General features: G+C 72.1%; 15 protein-coding genes and 1 pseudogene. 10 read left to right on the top strand and 6 right to left on the bottom strand.

Features of this window, described 5'->3' with window-relative positions; all coding sequences use genetic code 11:
- The first annotated feature begins 374 nt into the window (after nucleotides 1-374).
- From ssd to ACJ512_RS27635, 7 genes and pseudogenes are all read left to right on the top strand, one after another.
- The gene (ssd, locus tag ACJ512_RS27665; RefSeq protein WP_407688686.1) at nucleotides 375-1478 is read left to right on the top strand and encodes a septum site-determining protein Ssd; all 1104 of its coding nucleotides are present in this window, start codon (nucleotides 375-377) and stop codon (nucleotides 1476-1478) included.
- Complete coding sequence (locus ACJ512_RS27660) at nucleotides 1475-2665, top strand: TadA family conjugal transfer-associated ATPase (protein WP_407688687.1); 1191 nt, start codon at nucleotides 1475-1477, stop codon at nucleotides 2663-2665. The genes ssd and ACJ512_RS27660 overlap by 4 nt, the downstream gene beginning before the upstream one ends.
- Nucleotides 2662-3465 (top strand): type II secretion system F family protein, encoded by an 804-nt coding sequence (locus tag ACJ512_RS27655; protein ID WP_461479904.1) that lies wholly within the window; start codon nucleotides 2662-2664, stop codon nucleotides 3463-3465. Before ACJ512_RS27660 ends, ACJ512_RS27655 begins: the two co-directional genes overlap by 4 nt.
- Nucleotides 3462-4064 (top strand): type II secretion system F family protein, encoded by a 603-nt coding sequence (locus tag ACJ512_RS27650; protein WP_461479903.1) that lies wholly within the window; start codon nucleotides 3462-3464, stop codon nucleotides 4062-4064. The genes ACJ512_RS27655 and ACJ512_RS27650 overlap by 4 nt, the downstream gene beginning before the upstream one ends.
- A gap of 36 nt (nucleotides 4065-4100) precedes the next feature.
- A complete protein-coding gene (locus ACJ512_RS27645; RefSeq protein WP_461480164.1) occupies nucleotides 4101-4292 on the top strand; it encodes a DUF4244 domain-containing protein in 192 nt (63 codons plus the stop codon).
- 35 nt (nucleotides 4293-4327) lie between these two features.
- The gene (locus tag ACJ512_RS27640; protein WP_461480163.1) at nucleotides 4328-4618 is read left to right on the top strand and encodes a TadE family type IV pilus minor pilin; all 291 of its coding nucleotides are present in this window, start codon (nucleotides 4328-4330) and stop codon (nucleotides 4616-4618) included.
- Between the two features lie 31 nt (nucleotides 4619-4649).
- Nucleotides 4650-4880, top strand: a pseudogene (locus tag ACJ512_RS27635) (Rv3654c family TadE-like protein); the annotation flags it as partial.
- A gap of 74 nt (nucleotides 4881-4954) precedes the next feature.
- On the opposite strand, the gene ACJ512_RS27630 reads toward ACJ512_RS27635, so the two are convergent.
- The 5 genes from ACJ512_RS27630 to ACJ512_RS27610 form a co-directional block, all read right to left on the bottom strand.
- Nucleotides 4955-5986 carry a PAS domain-containing protein gene (locus ACJ512_RS27630; RefSeq protein ID WP_407687987.1) on the bottom strand — a complete coding sequence of 344 codons (1032 nt, stop codon included), beginning with the start codon at nucleotides 5984-5986 and terminating at the stop codon, nucleotides 4955-4957.
- A gap of 382 nt (nucleotides 5987-6368) precedes the next feature.
- The gene (locus tag ACJ512_RS27625; RefSeq protein WP_407687988.1) at nucleotides 6369-6512 is read right to left on the bottom strand and encodes a PE-PGRS family protein; all 144 of its coding nucleotides are present in this window, start codon (nucleotides 6510-6512) and stop codon (nucleotides 6369-6371) included.
- Nucleotides 6506-6946: a PE family protein gene (locus tag ACJ512_RS27620; protein ID WP_407688008.1), complete on the bottom strand. Its 441-nt coding sequence runs from the start codon at nucleotides 6944-6946 to the stop codon at nucleotides 6506-6508. The genes ACJ512_RS27625 and ACJ512_RS27620 overlap by 7 nt, the downstream gene beginning before the upstream one ends.
- Nucleotides 6868-7086 carry a PE family protein gene (locus ACJ512_RS27615; RefSeq protein WP_407687989.1) on the bottom strand — a complete coding sequence of 73 codons (219 nt, stop codon included), beginning with the start codon at nucleotides 7084-7086 and terminating at the stop codon, nucleotides 6868-6870. Before ACJ512_RS27615 ends, ACJ512_RS27620 begins: the two co-directional genes overlap by 79 nt.
- 156 nt (nucleotides 7087-7242) lie before the next feature.
- Nucleotides 7243-9576 carry a DEAD/DEAH box helicase gene (locus ACJ512_RS27610; RefSeq protein ID WP_407687990.1) on the bottom strand — a complete coding sequence of 778 codons (2334 nt, stop codon included), beginning with the start codon at nucleotides 9574-9576 and terminating at the stop codon, nucleotides 7243-7245.
- Nucleotides 9577-9824: 248 nt separating this feature from the next.
- Here ACJ512_RS27610 and cspA point away from each other — a divergent pair, with 248 nt between their 5' ends.
- The 3 genes from cspA (at nucleotide 9825) to topA (ending at nucleotide 13789) form a co-directional block, all read left to right on the top strand.
- Nucleotides 9825-10028 carry a cold shock protein CspA gene (cspA, locus tag ACJ512_RS27605; RefSeq protein WP_144956000.1) on the top strand — a complete coding sequence of 68 codons (204 nt, stop codon included), beginning with the start codon at nucleotides 9825-9827 and terminating at the stop codon, nucleotides 10026-10028.
- A gap of 147 nt (nucleotides 10029-10175) precedes the next feature.
- Nucleotides 10176-10766 carry a hypothetical protein gene (locus ACJ512_RS27600; RefSeq protein WP_407687991.1) on the top strand — a complete coding sequence of 197 codons (591 nt, stop codon included), beginning with the start codon at nucleotides 10176-10178 and terminating at the stop codon, nucleotides 10764-10766.
- 194 nt (nucleotides 10767-10960) lie between these two features.
- Nucleotides 10961-13789, top strand: coding sequence for a type I DNA topoisomerase (topA, locus tag ACJ512_RS27595; RefSeq protein ID WP_407687992.1), 2829 nt, complete (start codon nucleotides 10961-10963; stop codon nucleotides 13787-13789).
- Nucleotide 13790: 1 nt separating this feature from the next.
- On the opposite strand, the gene ACJ512_RS27590 is transcribed toward topA, so the two are convergent.
- Nucleotides 13791-15383 carry an adenylate/guanylate cyclase domain-containing protein gene (locus ACJ512_RS27590; RefSeq protein WP_407687993.1) on the bottom strand — a complete coding sequence of 531 codons (1593 nt, stop codon included), beginning with the start codon at nucleotides 15381-15383 and terminating at the stop codon, nucleotides 13791-13793.
- Nucleotides 15384-15448: the final 65 nt, after the last annotated feature.

Here is a 15448-nt window from a genome sequence, read left to right as displayed (position 1 = left end):
ACCGCCGTGCACGGGTGAGCAGTGTTTTTTCGCCTCAACGTCTGATTCGGCTGGAACTACCACTTGCGTTAGTCCGCACTGTCATGTGTATAGTAAGCATTACTCGGCCTGAGCCGAGGGTGTATCAGCCCGACCCCCCGGGGCTGATGCACGACGACCCTCGCCTCCTCCCCCCCTGGCGGGGGTCGTCCCCTTTCTAGGGTAAAAAATCTCCTTGGCGGGCGGCCTGCCCGATTCTTCCGCGCGTTGCGGGAAGCACGTGATCCGCCGCGGTGTGCACGCACCAGGTGCGCATTTGTGCACAGTTGCGTCTCTATCCACAGATTCGGCTTTGGGACTGGCGTCCCATGATCGCCGCGCCGCAGGGTGGACGGATGACCGGTATCGCACACACCCCGGCGACGGGGTCGTCGATCGTGCTGGCGGTGTTGGGCGATCCGCCGTTGCGCGCCGAGGTGGACCGGATGGCCGCGGCCGTCGGCGTCCGGATCGTCCACGCGGGTGGCGGGCCGGCCGTGAGCCGCAAGAACTGGGCGGCGGCCGCGGCGGTGCTGCTCGACGAGGCGGCGGCGCGGGTGTGCGGGCAGGCGGCGCTGCCCCGGCGCCCCCGCGTGATGGTGCTGACCGCCGCCGAACCCGCCGCGGCGACCTGGGCGGCGGCCATCGCGGCCGGTGCCGAACGGGTGTTGATCCTGCCCGGGCAGGAGCACGAGCTGATCGGCGAACTCGCCGACGCCGCGGAGGCGGTGCGTGACGACGGGTTGCGCGGTGACGTGGTCGCCGTCGTCGGGGGCTGCGGTGGCGCGGGCGCCTCGGTGTTCGCGACCGCCCTCGCGCACATGGCGACCTGCGCTCTGCTGGTCGACCTCGATCCGTGGGGCGGTGGCCTCGATCTGCTGGTGGGTTGCGAGACCACACCGGGCCTGCGCTGGCCCGACCTGGCTTTGCAGGGCGGCCGGCTGACCTGGCCGGCCGTGCGCGACGCCCTGCCCCGGCATCGCGGCATCAGCGTGCTGTCCGGCGCCCGGCGCGCCTACGAGCTCGAGCCGGGGCCCGTCGAGGCCGTGATCGATGCCGGCCGGCGCGGGGGAGTCACCGTGGTGTGCGATCTGCCCCGCCGTCCGGCCGATGCGTCCCAGGCCGCGCTCGAGGCGGCCGATCTCGTCGTGGTCCTCAGCCCCTGCCACGTGCGGGCGTGCGCATCCACCGCCGCGACGGCCGCGCCGTTGACGGCGATCAACCCCAACGTCGGGCTGGTCGTGCGGGGCCCGGCGCCGGGCGGCCTGCGGGCCGCGGAAATCGCCGAGGTCACCGGCCTGCCGCTGCTGGCGGCGATGAAGGCGCAGCCCCAACTCGCCGATCAGCTCGAGCGCGGCGGCCTGGCACCCCGGCGGCGATCGCCGCTGACGGCGGCGGCTCGCCGGGTCCTCGCCGTGCTGCCCCGGGCCGGGGCTCCCCAGCTCGGCAGGGCGGCATGAGCGGATCCCTCATCGAACGCGTGCGTGAACGCCTGGCCGCGGAGTCCGCGCCGCCGGGATCGGCTCTGCGGCCCGACGTGGTCGCCGCAGCCATCCGCGCCGAATCCGGCGGCATGCTGGGGGACACCGAGGTGCTCGCCCATCTGCGGGTGCTCGAGACCGAACTGACCGGTGCCGGCATCCTCGAACCACTGCTGCGCGCGGAGGGCACGACCGACGTCCTGGTGACCGCGCCGGATGCCGTTTGGGTCGATGACGGAAACGGATTGCGCCGCACCGCGATCCGATTCGCCGATGAGGCCGCGGTGCGGCGTCTGGCGCAACGCCTGGCGCTGGCCGCGGGTCGGCGTCTCGACGACGCCCAGCCGTGGGTCGACGGCCAGCTCACCGGCGTCGGTGGCGCATCGGATCCCCGGGATCCCCGCGCGGTGCGGCTGCACGCGGTGCTGCCACCGGTGGCGCCCGCGGGGACCTGCCTGTCGCTGCGGGTGTTGCGGCCCGCCACCCAGGACCTGGCGGCCCTGGCCGCGGCGGGCACGATCGATCCCGAGGCCGCGGCGCTGGTCGCCGACGTCATCGCGGCCCGGTTGGCCTTCCTGGTGTGCGGCGGGACCGGGGCGGGCAAGACGACGTTGCTGGCGGCGATGCTGGGCGCGGTCGCGCCCACCGAACGGATCGTCTGCGTCGAGGACGCCGCCGAGCTGGCGCCCCGCCACCCCCATCTGGTCAAGCTGGTCGCGCGTTGCGCCAACGTCGAGGGTGTCGGCGAGGTGGCGGTGCGCCAACTCGTCCGCCAGGCGCTGCGGATGCGGCCCGACCGGATCGTCGTCGGGGAGGTGCGGGGCGCCGAGGTCGTCGATCTGCTCGCCGCGCTGAACACCGGCCACGACGGCGGGGCGGGCACCGTGCACGCCAACAACCCGGCCGAAGTTCCCGCCCGGCTGGAGGCGCTGGCGGCCCTTGGCGGCCTCGACAGGGCTGCCCTGCACAGCCAGCTCGCCGCGGCGGTCCAGGTGCTGCTGCACGTGGCCCGCGACGGCGCCGGCGCTCGCAGGCTGACCGAGATCGCCGTGCTGCGCCCGGTGGACGGGCGGGTCCGGGCGGTGACGGCGTGGCGTGCCGGACGGGGAATGGCCGACGGTGCCGGCGAGCTGCGCCGTCTGCTGCGCGACCGGATGCCGCCATGAGCGGCCCCGCCGCCGGTGCCCTGCTGCTGGCGCTGGCGCTGCTCGCGCTGCCCGGGTCGTCGCGTCGCCGCGTCACCCCTGGCGCTGCCGGCCGCTGGTGGGTCGGACTGCCCGGGGCGAGCGCGGCCGGGGGCATCGTCGTGGGCACCGCCGTCGCGGCCGCCGCCGTGCTGCCGTCGACGACGGTCCTGGCCGGCGCGGTCGTGGGTGCGACGGCGGCCCTGCGGCACCGCCGCCGTCGCCGCATCCGGCGAGCCATGGACGAGGGCCGAACGTTGGAAACCGCCCTCGACGTCGTGGTCGGCGAACTGCAGGTGGGCTCCCACCCGGTGCGTGCGTTCGGCGTCGCCGCCGACGAGACCGGCGGCCCGGTCGCGGTGTCGCTGCGCTCGGTCGCGGCGCGGGCCCGGCTGGGCGCCGACGTCGCCGCGGGCCTGCGCGCCGCGGCGGGTTCGTCGTCGCTGCCCGCGCAATGGGATCGACTCGCGGTGTGCTGGCAGCTGGCCGGTGACCACGGGCTGGCGATAGCGACCCTGATGCGCGCCGCGCAGCGCGATATCGCCGAGCGGCAACGCTTCTCGGTGCGCGTGGCCGCGGGCCTGGCCGGAGCGCGCGCCACCGCCGCCATCCTGGCCGGGCTCCCGGTCCCGGGCGTGCTGCTCGGTCAGCTGATCGGCGCGCGGCCGCTGAGTTTCCTGCTGGGCGGGCACGCGGGCGGATGGCTGTTGGTCGCCGGCTCGACCCTGGCGTGCGGGGGGCTGCTGTGGTCGGATCGCATCACCGATCGGCTCCTCGCGTGAACACCGCGGCCGTGCTGCTGGCCGTCGCGCTGTGGGTGGGCCCCGGCCCGTCGCTGGTGCGGGCGCGCGCCGGCTTGCCCTTGCGGGCACGGTGGCCGCGGCGCAGGCCACCGCACGGCCGTACGCACGGCCCGGACCCGCTGGCCGCCGCCTCGTGCCTCGACGTGCTGGCGGTGTGCCTGGCGGCCGGCATGGCGGTGCCGGCGGCCGCGGCCGCCACCGCCGCGTCCGCCCCGCCCAAGCTGGCCGGGGTGTTGCGCCGCGCCGCCGACCTGCTGGCGCTGGGCGCCGATCCCGCCGTGGCATGGTCGGCGTCGGCGGATCCGCCGACCGGGGCGCCCGACGCGCACACCGATGCGCTGCTACGCCTGGCGCGGCGTTCGGCGTCCTCCGGCGCGGCGCTGGCCGCTGGTGTCGCCGAACTGGCCGACCAATCCCGTCACGATGCCGTGCACGCGGCCGCCGCGGCCGCCGAACGCGCAGGCGTTCTGGTCGCCGGACCGCTCGGGCTGTGCTTCCTGCCGGCGTTCTTCTGCCTGGGCATCGTGCCGGTGGTCGCCGGGCTGGCCGGCGACATCCTGCGGTCGGGCCTGCTGTGAGAAGTAAACAAGGAGGGAAAGACATTGCTGAACAACATGTTTCGTGCATTCCTGGCGCGCATGACCGCCCTGGCCGTCGACGAGTCGGGCATGTCGACGGTCGAGTACGCGATCGGCACGATAGCCGCCGCCGCCTTCGGCGCGATCCTCTACGCCGTCGTCACCGGCGATTCCATCGTGTCGGCGCTGACCAACATCATCGGTCGCGCGCTCAACACCAAGGTCTAGCGGGCTGTGCGGGGGCGAGCACCGTCGAGGCGGCACTGGGGATCGCCGCGCTGGTCGTGGTGCTCACGCTGTGCCTGGGCGGTGTCACGGCGGTGTCCATGCAGGTGCGCTGCGTCGACGCCGCGCGCGAGGCCGCCCGCCTCGCCGCGCGCGGCGACCAGCGCTCGGCGTTCGACGCCGCGCGCCGCATCGCGCCCGCGGGGGCACGCATCCAAGTGCGTCGGGACGGGGATTTCGTCGTGGCCACGGTCGTCGCGCGTTCGCCGCTGTTGCCCACCCTGGACATCGGCGCCAAGACGGTCTCGGCGGCCGAGGAGCCGGGATGACCGCGGGTCGGCCACCGTCGCCGCGGCGGCGATGGTCGCGGTGGTGTTGTGCGTCACGGTCGCGGGGGCCTATCTCGGAGCGGTGGTGGTCGCCCGGCACCGGGCGCAGGCGGCGGCCGACCTGGCCGCGCTGGCCGCGGCGGCCCGGCTGCCGGCCGGCGCGACGGCGGCCTGCGCCCGCGCGACGACGGTGGCCCGCCGGATGGGGGCCGCTGCGGTCCGCTGCGAGATGGACGGCCTCGACGCGGTCGTCACGGTCGACGTGGCCGTCGGCCTGGTGGGGCCTGCCGGCACTGCCCGGGCCGCGGCCCGGGCGGGACCCGCCGGCCCGCATGGTCAGGTCGCGTCGCTCGGCGCCAGCCCGGCCTCGGCGAGTTCGGTGTCGCTGGGCAATCGCAGCGAGATCAGCCCGGCGAAGGTCTCCGGCTCGAGTTCGACCCGGCTGACGGTGATGTGCACGGGCACCCAGCCGGCGTCGTGCCCCGGCATCCGCAACACCCGGCTGGTCGCACCGTCGGCGAATTCCGTTGTCATCGAGGCCAACAGGTGCTCGTCGTCGGGGTGAACGTTCGGTTTGCCCACCTTGCCGGCGCGCCAGTCGTAGAACGGGCACGGTTCGTCGAGCCACTTCAGCAGGGTCCAGTTCTTGGGGTCGACGAGCGCCCGGTGAACTCCGGCCCGCGCGAGTCCCTCCAGGATCCGCTGCGCGAGGTCGTCGGTGGACACGACGGGACCCTTGAGGTTGGCGCGCCAGTTCATCGCCCGGGCGACGAGGTGGTCGCGGCCGTCGGGGCCCGGCTCGAGCGCGGTGCGGGCGACGAAGCCGATCCGGATGGGATTGCCCTGCCAGTCGGTGAGATCCCAGGTGCTGTAGAACGTCCGGTCCGGCTCGGCCTTGACGGCCATGGCGAGCACCTTGGCTTCGTTCGGGTTGAGGTCGCGGGAGGGGAGGTCTTCCGCGAAGGCCCTGCCGAGGATGACCTCGACTTCGGCGTTCTTGCCGCTGTTGGTGAGCGATTCCCGGGTGTCGGTGGCCACGCCCAGCGTCAGATCCCACTTCAGCGGTCCCGGGATCGGTCGAGCGGGGGGTTCGGCGTCGGCGGGCCCGGTCCAGACGTGCACGCCATGTATCCGGCCGTCGGACATCACCACCGGTTCGGTGCGGATGACGCGGTCCCGTTTGGGGGTGATGCTGGTCAGGCTCTGGCCGGTCTGCATCGACTCGGTGATCGCCGTCCGCACCGCGGCGCGGTGGGGGCTGCGGCGCAGGAATGTTGCGACGGGAACGAGGTTTTTCAGCTGCCGATCCTGCGCCACCACGGCGGGTTCGTCGCCCAACGTCTCCACGAGCAACCAGTCGTGGGCCATGCGAGCAGTTTACCGACTGTGCCGCGGCCCCCGACCCGAAGGGCGACGCGCCCGATCAGCCTGTCGGTTTGCGGAAATGGTCGCCGCCTTGATAATTTGCTGCTGCGCCCGCAGCGACGGAATTGCGGACGGGTCGCGTAGTCCGACCGTTCGCCGCACCATGCGATGGAACGCTGACATTTCTTCAGTAAAAGGGAAATGCGCACCAGCGGCGGCCATTGCAACGCTGATCCGTGGACGTCGACCGCTCGAGGGGTCGGTCGCCATCCGCCGGATCATTTCGCCTCACGGCAACTTCGCAAGGACCGCACGCGACGGCCCGGTGATCGCGGTGTCGGTGTCGTCGTGTGAAGAACCGATGCCGGGCAGCCGACTACGCCGCCTACCCGTCGATCCCGGGCGCGCCCACCAGCAACCCGGGCGCACCGCCAGTGCCGGCGGCGCCGTCCGTAGCGCCGTTGCCGCCGTTGCCACCGTTGCCACCGTTGCCGATCAGCACACCGCGTCCGCCGTTGCCGATCAGCACACCGCGTCCGCCGGAGCCGCCATCGCCGCCCTGACTATTGGCGCTTCCGCCCTCCCCGCCGGCACCTGCGTTGCCGAACAGGCCCGCGTTGCCGCCCGTTCCGCCCGTCCCACTGGTTGTCGCTCCGCCCGTTCCGCCGACCCCGCCGTTGCCGAGCAGCCAGCCGCCCGGGCGCCGTTGGCCCCGCTGCCCGGGGCCCCGTTGGCGCCGTTGCCGATCAGCGGGCGGTCGGTGAGCGCGAGGCTGGCCGCGTTGATCGCGCCGAGCACGGCCTGCTGTATCGACTGAACCGGATTGGCCGTGAACGCCGAGACGTTCGCGGTCTCGGCGGTGACGTAGGACTGCGTGGCCGCGGTCAACTGCTGCACGAACTGACCGTGGAACGCGGCCGCCCGCGCGCTGAGCGACTGAAAGTCGTGACCGTGGGTGGAGATAGAGTGCCGCCGTCCTGGGCCGCCGGCAGCAACCCCGTGGTCTCCGCGGCCGCGTTGGCCGCGGTGATGCTCGAGCCGATACCGGCCAGACTCCCGGCAGCCGTTCCCAGCACTTCCGGCACCGCGATCACGAACGACATCGCAGACCTTTCAGGGGGCACCAACAGCAATTCGGGCGTTACCGTACATGTTTAGCGACGCGAATGAGGTGTCAGTCGGTCATTCGTAAACTCGCGGTATTCATTCGTAAACTTTCGAAATTTGCTGGCGGTGACCGTCGCACATGCGATCGTTTTTCAGCGCGATTCGCCGGACAACTGCGCCAGCACGAGTCGCAGCACCGTGACCGCACCGGCCTTGTCGAGCGGGTCGTTGCCGTTGCCGCACTTGGGGGACTGCACGCACGACGGGCATCCGCGCGGGCATTCGCATGCCTCGATGGCCTCGGCCGTGGCGCCCAGCCAGGTGCGGGCCCGGCGGAAGCCCCGTTCGGCGAACCCCGCACCGCCCGGGTGGCCGTCGTAGACGAAGACGCTCGGCAGGCCGAGCGGATCGGGGCCGACCGCGGTGGACAGGCCGCCGATGTCGCCGCGGTCGCAGCTGGCCACCAGCGGCAGCAGCCCGATCGCCGCGTGCTCGGCGGCGTGCAGCGACCCGGGTATGCGGGGCGCGTCGATACCGTCGTCCAGCAATGCCTCCGGGGTCACGGTGTACATGACCGCGGTCGTCTCCAGGCTTTGCTCGGGCATGTCCAGTTCAACGAAGTCGATGACCTCACCGTTGAGCCGGCGGCGCAGGTAACCCACCAACCGGTGGGTGACCCGGACCGGCACCAATCCCACAGTGACGGGCCCGTACTCGGACCGTTCACCGCAACCGGTGACGGCGATGTCGGTGAGCTCGCGCGCGAACGTCGCATAGCCGGGGTCCTCGGCGTGGACGAACGCGATCCCGCCGTCGAAATCCAGTGAGTCGACGACGTAGGTCTCGCCCTGGTGCAGATACACCGCCCCCGGGTGGACGCAGGCCGGGGCCCGGCCCACGTCGACGCTGCCCAGCAACCGCCCGGTGTCGGCCTCCACGATCATGATCTGGCCGCCGGCCGCGCCCCGGATGTCCACGGCGCCATGGGGATCCAAGCCCGGCGCGGGAAAGTACCTGCCGTTGCGCAGCCGCAGCAGTCCCTCGTCGACCAGGCCCGCGGCGACCTCCGTCGCACCCAGGGCGCGCACCTCGGCCGCATCGAGCGGCAGTTCGGTTGCCGCGCAGAGAAGTTGCGGGCCCAGCAGGTAGGGGTTGGCGGGATCGATCACCACCCGCTCGACCGGCTTGCCCAGCAGCGCGGCGGGGTTGTGCACCAGGTAGGTGTCCAGCGGATCGTCGCGGGCGATCAGCACGACCAGCGCCCCCTGGCCTCGGCGGCCGGACCGCCCCGCCTGCTGCCAGAACGAGGCGACCGTGCCCGGGAACCCGGCCAGCACCACCGCGTCCAGCCCGGCGATGTCCACGCCCAACTCAAGCGCGTTGGTGGTGGCCAGGCCGCGCAACCGGCCCTCGGCCAGGGCGCGTTCGAGCGCGTTGCGGTCCTCGGCGAGGTAACCGGCCCGATACGACGCCACCGTGCGCGACAGCTCGGGGGCGACGTCGTCCAGGCGTGCCTGCGCGCCCAGGGCGGTCAGCTCCGCGGCCCGGCGCGACCGGACGAACGTCAGGGTCTGGGCGCCCTCGGCGACCAGGTCGGCCATCACCCGCGCCGCCTCCGCCCCGGCCGAACGGCGCACCGGCGCGCCGTTTTCGCCCGCCAGGTCGGCGCGTAGCGCCGGCTCCCACAGGGCCACCGTCCGGGAGCCCTGGGGTGAGCCGTCGTCGGTCACCTCCTCGACGGGATGCCCGATCAGCTCGGCGGCCGTCGCGCCGGGCGAGTCCGTCGTCGCGCTGGCGAAGATCACCGTCGGGTACGACGAATAGCGGGCGCACAACCGCAGCAGCCGGCGCAGCACCATGGCCACGTTCGAACCGAAAACCCCGCGATAGTAGTGACATTCGTCGACGATCAGGAAACGAAGGCCGCGCAGCAGGGCGGCCCAGCGGGCGTGGCTGCGCAGAATCGACACGTGGATCATGTCCGGGTTGGAGAACAGCCACCGGGAGCGTTCGCGCGCGAAGCGGCGCACCTCGGCGGGGCTGTCGCCGTCGTAGGCGGTGGGCGCCACCCCGAAACCGGGATCGTGCAGCCGCGGGACGGCCGCGGTCAGGGCGTGCGCGGCGCGCAACTGGTCGTGACCGAGCGCCTTGGTGGGGGACAGGTACAGCACCCGCGCCCGCGGGTCGGTGGCCAGGGCATGCAGGACGGGAAGTTGATAGGCCAGCGATTTGCCCGACGCGGTGCCGGTGCTGACCACCACGTGCCGCCCGGCGTGGGCCAGCTCCGCGGCCCGCGCCTGGTGCGACCACGGGCGGGTGATGCCGCGGCCGGCGAATGCCCGAACCACGTCCGGCTCGACCCAGTCCGGCCAGCGGTGGGGGCGGCCGCCGCGGGCCGGCAGCTCGGCGACGTGGCGCAGCGGACGCTCGTCGGGGGCGGTGCCGGCGAGCGCGACGGCAAGCAGGTCGGCGCCGAAACTCGCCACCAGGCACCCTCCGGGAACCCGTCGCCGGCACAAGTCTGTCGCCGACGCGATGAACATGATTGACTGATTGCGGTCGCAGCTTCTGTGTTCGTGTCAAACTTTCGCAGGATCGACGTTGCGGCCGCGGTTCCTGCGAGGTTAATCGGTCGGGTGAAGTTCCGGCGACTCGGCGAGGTATGGCGGTCGTATCAGGCCCGGGGCACCGAAAGGCGGTGCCCCGCACCCAGAAGAAAAGGAAAGATCGAGAAATGCCACAGGGAACTGTGAAGTGGTTCAACGCGGAGAAGGGGTTCGGGTTCATCGCTCCCGAAGACGGTTCCGCGGATGTTTTTGTCCACTACACGGAGATCCAGGGTTCGGGCTTCCGCACCCTTGAGGAAAACCAGAAGGTCGAGTTCGAGATCGGCAACAGCCCGAAGGGGCCCCAGGCCACCGGAGTCCGCTCCCTGTAGAGACGAGCAGATTCCCTACGACAAACCCCCCGGGTAGTCCCGCTTAGCGAGCCGCCGGGGGGTTTTCGTTTCGCCCGGGCGCGGCGGGCCGCCGCCGCGCCGGTCAACTCGAGGCGAGGATGCCCGGCCTGGCCTACTGTCGGTGGCGTGAGCCAGCTGTCCTTCTTCACAGCGGAGTCGGTGCCGCCCGCGGTCGCCGATCTCGCCGGGGTGCTGGCGGCTTCCGGCCAGATCGTGATGGTCGGCGCACCGGGCGGTCAGGATGCCCGGCTCTCGGTGGTCGTGGACCAACTCTGGCGCGCGTCGGCGCTCGCCGAGATGATCCGGGAAGCCGGACTGGTCCCCGAAATCGGCCGCACCGAGGAAAAGACGCCGCTGGTGCGGACGGCGGTGAGTCCGTCGTTGGTCGCCATCGCCGCCGAATGGACGCGCGGCGCGGTCAAGACGGTGCCCCCGCGGTGGTTGCCCGGGCCGCGCGAGCTGCGGGCCTGGACGCTCGCGGCGGGCGGCCCGGAGGGCGACCACTATCTTCTCGGTCTTGATCCGCACGCCCCCGACACCCATTCACCCCTGGCGTCGGCCCTGATGCGGGTCGGGATCGCGCCCACGTTGATCGGCACCCGCGGCGGCCGGCCGGCGCTGCGGATCAGCGGTCGGCGCCGCCTGTCGCGCCTGGTAGAGAACGTGGGGGAACCACCTTCGGACGCCGACGCGTCAGCCTTGTGGCCGCGGGTATAACCCCGCGTGGCGGCCCGCGTTCCGGGGAGCCGGTTTGCGCAGGCGCGCCCCAGGGTGCGAAATTGTCAGTGCCCTGAAGGCGAAGGAACGCCGGCGTACCCGAAAGTTCACCGGAATTTTCGACGCCGGCCTGTCATTCTTCCTGCAGGGCGGTCTCGCACGGGGCCGGGATGAGAGATGGAGCGTAAGCGCAGTTGGCTGACCCGAAGCTGAAGGACCCCGGAGGGCCTGGCGGCGCCAAGAATGGGAGCCCCCGGCGACTCGTCATCGTGGAGTCGCCGACCAAGGCGCGAAAGCTGGCCGGCTACCTGGGCTCCGCGTACATCGTCGAATCGTCGCGAGGTCACATCCGCGACCTGCCCCGGGCGGCGGCCGACGTGCCCGCGAAGTACAAGTCCGAGCCGTGGGCCCGGCTCGGGGTCAACGTCGACCACGACTTCGAACCGCTCTACATCATCAGCCCGGAGAAGAAGAGCACGGTCACCGAGCTGAAGGGCCTGCTCAAAGACGTTGACGAGCTCTACCTGGCCACGGATGGCGACCGTGAGGGCGAGGCGATCGCCTGGCACCTGCTGGAAACCCTCAAGCCGCGTATCCCGGTCAAGCGGATGGTGTTCCACGAGATCACCGAGCCGGCGATCCTCGAGGCCGCCGCGCACCCGCGCGACCTGGACATCGACCTGGTCGACGCGCAGGAGACGCGCCGCATCCTGGACCGGTTGTACGGCTACGAGGTCAGCCCGGTGCTGTGGAAGAAGGTCGCGCCCAGGCTGTCGGCGGGCCGGGTGCAGTCGGTGGCCACCCGGATCATCGTGCAGCGGGAGCGCGACCGGATGGCGTTCCGCAGCGCGTCGTACTGGGACGTCGTCGCCGAACTGGACGCCAGCGTGTCCGACCCCAAGGCGTCCCCGGCCACCTTCAACGCCCGGCTGACCGGCGTGGACGGCATGCGCGTGGCCACCGGGCGCGACTTCGACTCGCTGGGGCAGCTGCGCAAAGCGGACGAGGTGACCGTGCTGGACGAGGCGGCCGCCACCGCGCTGGCGACCGGCCTGCGGGGCGGCGAGCTTTCCGTGGCGTCGGTGGAGGAGAAGCCCTACACCCGCCGCCCCTACCCGCCGTTCATGACCTCGACGCTGCAGCAGGAGGCGGGCCGCAAGCTGCGGTTCTCGGCCGAACGCACGATGAGCATCGCCCAGCGGCTCTACGAGAACGGCTACATCACCTATATGCGTACCGACTCGACCACGCTGTCGCAGTCGGCCATCGACGCCGCGCGCACGCAGGCGCGTCAGCTCTACGGCGAGCAGTACGTCGCGGCGTCCCCGCGCCAGTACACCCGCAAGGTGAAGAACGCCCAGGAGGCGCACGAGGCGATCCGGCCGGCGGGCGAGACGTTCGCCACCCCGGACGCGGTGCGCCGCGAGCTCGACGGCGACGAATTCCGGCTCTACGAATTGGTCTGGCAGCGCACGGTCGCGTCGCAGATGGCCGACGCGCGCGGGACCACGCTGAGCCTGCGGATCAACGGCGAATCCGGCGGCCGGCAGGTGCAGTTCTCCGCCAGCGGCCGCACCCTGACCTTCCCGGGCTTCCTCAAGGCCTACGTCGAGACCGTCGACGAACTCGCCGGCGGCGAGGCCGACGACGCCGAGCGGCGGCTGCCGCAGCTGACCGAGGGGCAGCGGCTGGCGGCGCGCGAGCTCACCCCGGACGGGCACGCCACCAACCCGCCGGCGCGTTTCACCGAGGCGTCGCTGGTCAAGGCGCTCGAAGAGCTGGGCATCGGCCGGCCGTCGACCTACTCCTCGATCATCAAGACCATCCAGGACCGCGGCTACGTCCACAAGAAGGGCAGCGCGCTGGTGCCCTCGTGGGTGGCGTTCGCCGTCACCGGCCTGCTCGAGCAGCACTTCGGCCGGCTCGTCGACTACGACTTCACCGCCGCGATGGAAGACGAGCTCGACGCGATCGCCTCGGGCCAGGAGCGGCGCACCGACTGGCTGAACAACTTCTACTTCGGCGGGGACCACGGCGTGTCCGACTCGGTGGCCCGCGCCGGCGGCCTGAAGAAGCTCGTCGGGGTCAACCTCGAAGGCATCGACGCCCGCGAGGTCAACTCCATCAGGCTCTTCGACGACGACCAGGGCCGCCCCGTCTACGTCCGGGTGGGCAAGAACGGCGCCTACCTGGAGCGCATGGTGGCCGGCGACCCCGACGATCCCAGCGGTGAACCCAAGCCGCAGCGGGCCAACCTCAACGACTCCCTGACGCCCGACGAGCTGACGCTGGAGCTGGCCGAGGAGCTGTTCGCCACGCCGCAGGAGGGACGCGTGCTCGGCGTGGATCCGGAGACGGGCCACGAGATCATCGCCAAGGACGGCAGGTACGGCCCGTACGTCACCGAGGTCCTGCCGCCGGCGCCCGACGAGGACGGCGGCGCCGCTGCGCCGGCGAAGAAGGGCAAGAAGCCCACCGGACCCAAGCCGCGTACCGGTTCGCTGCTGCGCAGCATGGACCTGCAGACCGTCACCCTGCAGGACGCGCTCAAGCTGCTGTCGCTGCCCCGTGTGGTCGGCGTCGATCCCGGCTCGGGTGAGGAGATCACCGCACAGAACGGCCGTTACGGCCCGTATCTGAAGCGCGGCACCGATTCCCGGTCGCTGGCGACCGAGGAGCAGATCTTCGACATCACCCTCGAGGAAGCGCTGCGGATCTACGCCGAGCCCAAGCGCCGCGGCCGGCAGGCCGCCGCCGCGCCGCCGCTGCGCGAGCTGGGGACCGATCCCGCGTCGGGCAAGCCGATGGTGATCAAGGACGGCCGGTTCGGGCCCTATGTCACCGACGGCGAGACCAACGCGAGCCTGCGCAAGGGCGACGACGTGGCGTCGATCACCGACGCGCGGGCGGCCGAGCTGCTGGCCGACCGTCGCGCCCGGGGGCCGGTGAAGCGGCCCGCCAAGAAGACGGCCCGCAAGGCTGCCGCTAAATCGCCGGCGAAGAGGGCCGCCAAGCGCGGCTAGCCTAGCGCGACACCTGCTGCCGGGCGACCTCGCCGTGGGGGGCGAGCTTGACCGGCCGGGCCAGCTGGGTGGGCGCGATCCGCCCGCGCAGTTCGACGACCTCGCCGACGTCCCAGCACAGGGCCTCGGCGTCCAGCGCGCCGCTGACCGCGATCGCCGACGCGAGCACGTGGCCGGTCTCGAGCTTGGCCAGCTCGGTCAGGCGCGCCGCCTCGTTGACGGGGTCGCCGATCACGGTGTACTCGAAGCGGGCCTGCGCGCCGATGTGGCCGGCGATGGCGCGGCCCGCCGACACCCCGATGCCGAACTCCGCGGAACCGATGACGGGCAGCAGCTCGTCGTGCAGTTCCCGGGCGGCGGCCAGCGCCCCGCCGGCGGCGTCCGGGTGCTCGATGGGGGCGCCGAAGATGGCCAGCGCGGCGTCGCCCTGGAACTTGTTGACGAACCCGCCGTGTTTGCCGACGGTCTCGACGACGACCCGGAAGAACTCGTTGAGCAGGTGCACCACCTCGGCCGGCGGCCGGGTCGCGGCCAGCTGGGTCGAGCCGACCAGGTCGACGAACAACACGGCGACGTGGCGTTCCTGCCCGCCCAGCTCGGTGCCCCGCTCCAGGGCGCGGCGGGCCACGTCCTCGCCGACGTAGCGGCCGAACAGGTCCCGCAGCCGCTGCCGCTCGGACAGGTCGCGCACCATGTCGTTGAACCCGGCCTGCAGCAGTCCCAGCTCGCTGGCGTCGTAGATCTGCATGTGCGCGTTGTAGTTTCCGCGCTGCACCTCGCTCAGCGCCCAGCGCAGCTGGCGCAGCGGGTCGGCGATCGACATGGCCACCAGCAGGGTGCTGACGAACCCGATGCCCAGCGCCGCCAGGGCCAGCAACAGGATCGGGGTGAACAACTTCTCCGGCGTGGCATGCAGCAACGAGGCCTTGTCGGCCACCACCGCCAGCACGATCGCCAGCACCGGCACGGCGGTGGACAGCATCCAGGTCAAGATCTGGCGCAGGATGACGCCGGGGGCCTTGACGTTCTCCGGCACGCCGCTGCGCAGGGCGGAGACGGCGACCGGACGCAGCACCCGCTCGGACTGCAGGTAGCCGATGATCGCGGTGGCGGCGGCGCCGAGGCCGGTGGCGACGGCCACGACGGGCGCCACGAACCCGGCGACCGACCAGCTGGCGACGATGAACACCACGCCGCCGATGCACCAGGCCACCATGCTGGTCAGCGTGCGGTAGAACGGCATGCGCAAGGCCCGGCTGCGGGCCAGCTCGGTGGCGGCCGGATCGGCCTCGGCGAGCAGGTTGTCGCGGCGCTGCCAGCGGAAGACCGGCATCAGCAGCTTGAGGTTGACCACCGAGACGGCGAGGAACAGCACGACCAGCGAGCCCGCGAACACCGCCAGGTTCACCCCCGGCAGGTCCTGCAGCTGCAGGCGGTCCTCGGGTGGCAGGCCATAACGCAGGAAGCCGAGCACGAACAGGGCGCCGATGATGTCGGCCTGCACCATGCTCAGCAGGAACAGCGGCCACGGGGTGCGCACCACCCACCGGACGAACGCGTTGATCCGCCCGGGCAGTGTCGCCGCGGTTGTCATCAATCCACCGTATCGGTCAGTGGCTATTTGTTGGAAAACTCTAAGGACCACGGCAAGTCGCCTGG

Source organism: Mycobacterium cajalii (assembly GCF_045809005.2).
Lineage (GTDB): Bacteria > Actinomycetota > Actinomycetes > Mycobacteriales > Mycobacteriaceae > Mycobacterium.
The sequence above is the reverse complement of the archived record's forward strand: the minus strand, read 5'-3'. Positions and strand labels throughout refer to the sequence as shown.

What these genes read in the sequence shown, in the direction of transcription:
- ssd (WP_407688686.1), top strand. Translation starts at nt 375, where the DNA reads ATGACCGGTATCGCACACACCCCGGCGACGGGGTCGTCGATCGTGCTG.
- ACJ512_RS27660 (WP_407688687.1), top strand. Translation starts at nt 1,475, where the DNA reads ATGAGCGGATCCCTCATCGAACGCGTGCGTGAACGCCTGGCCGCGGAG.
- ACJ512_RS27655 (WP_461479904.1), top strand. Translation starts at nt 2,662, where the DNA reads ATGAGCGGCCCCGCCGCCGGTGCCCTGCTGCTGGCGCTGGCGCTGCTC.
- ACJ512_RS27645 (WP_461480164.1), top strand. Translation starts at nt 4,101, where the DNA reads ATGTTTCGTGCATTCCTGGCGCGCATGACCGCCCTGGCCGTCGACGAG.
- ACJ512_RS27630 (WP_407687987.1), bottom strand. Translation starts at nt 5,986, where the DNA reads ATGGCCCACGACTGGTTGCTCGTGGAGACGTTGGGCGACGAACCCGCC.
- ACJ512_RS27615 (WP_407687989.1), bottom strand. Translation starts at nt 7,086, where the DNA reads ATGTCGTTCGTGATCGCGGTGCCGGAAGTGCTGGGAACGGCTGCCGGG.
- cspA (WP_144956000.1), top strand. Translation starts at nt 9,825, where the DNA reads ATGCCACAGGGAACTGTGAAGTGGTTCAACGCGGAGAAGGGGTTCGGG.
- ACJ512_RS27590 (WP_407687993.1), bottom strand. Translation starts at nt 15,383, where the DNA reads ATGACAACCGCGGCGACACTGCCCGGGCGGATCAACGCGTTCGTCCGG.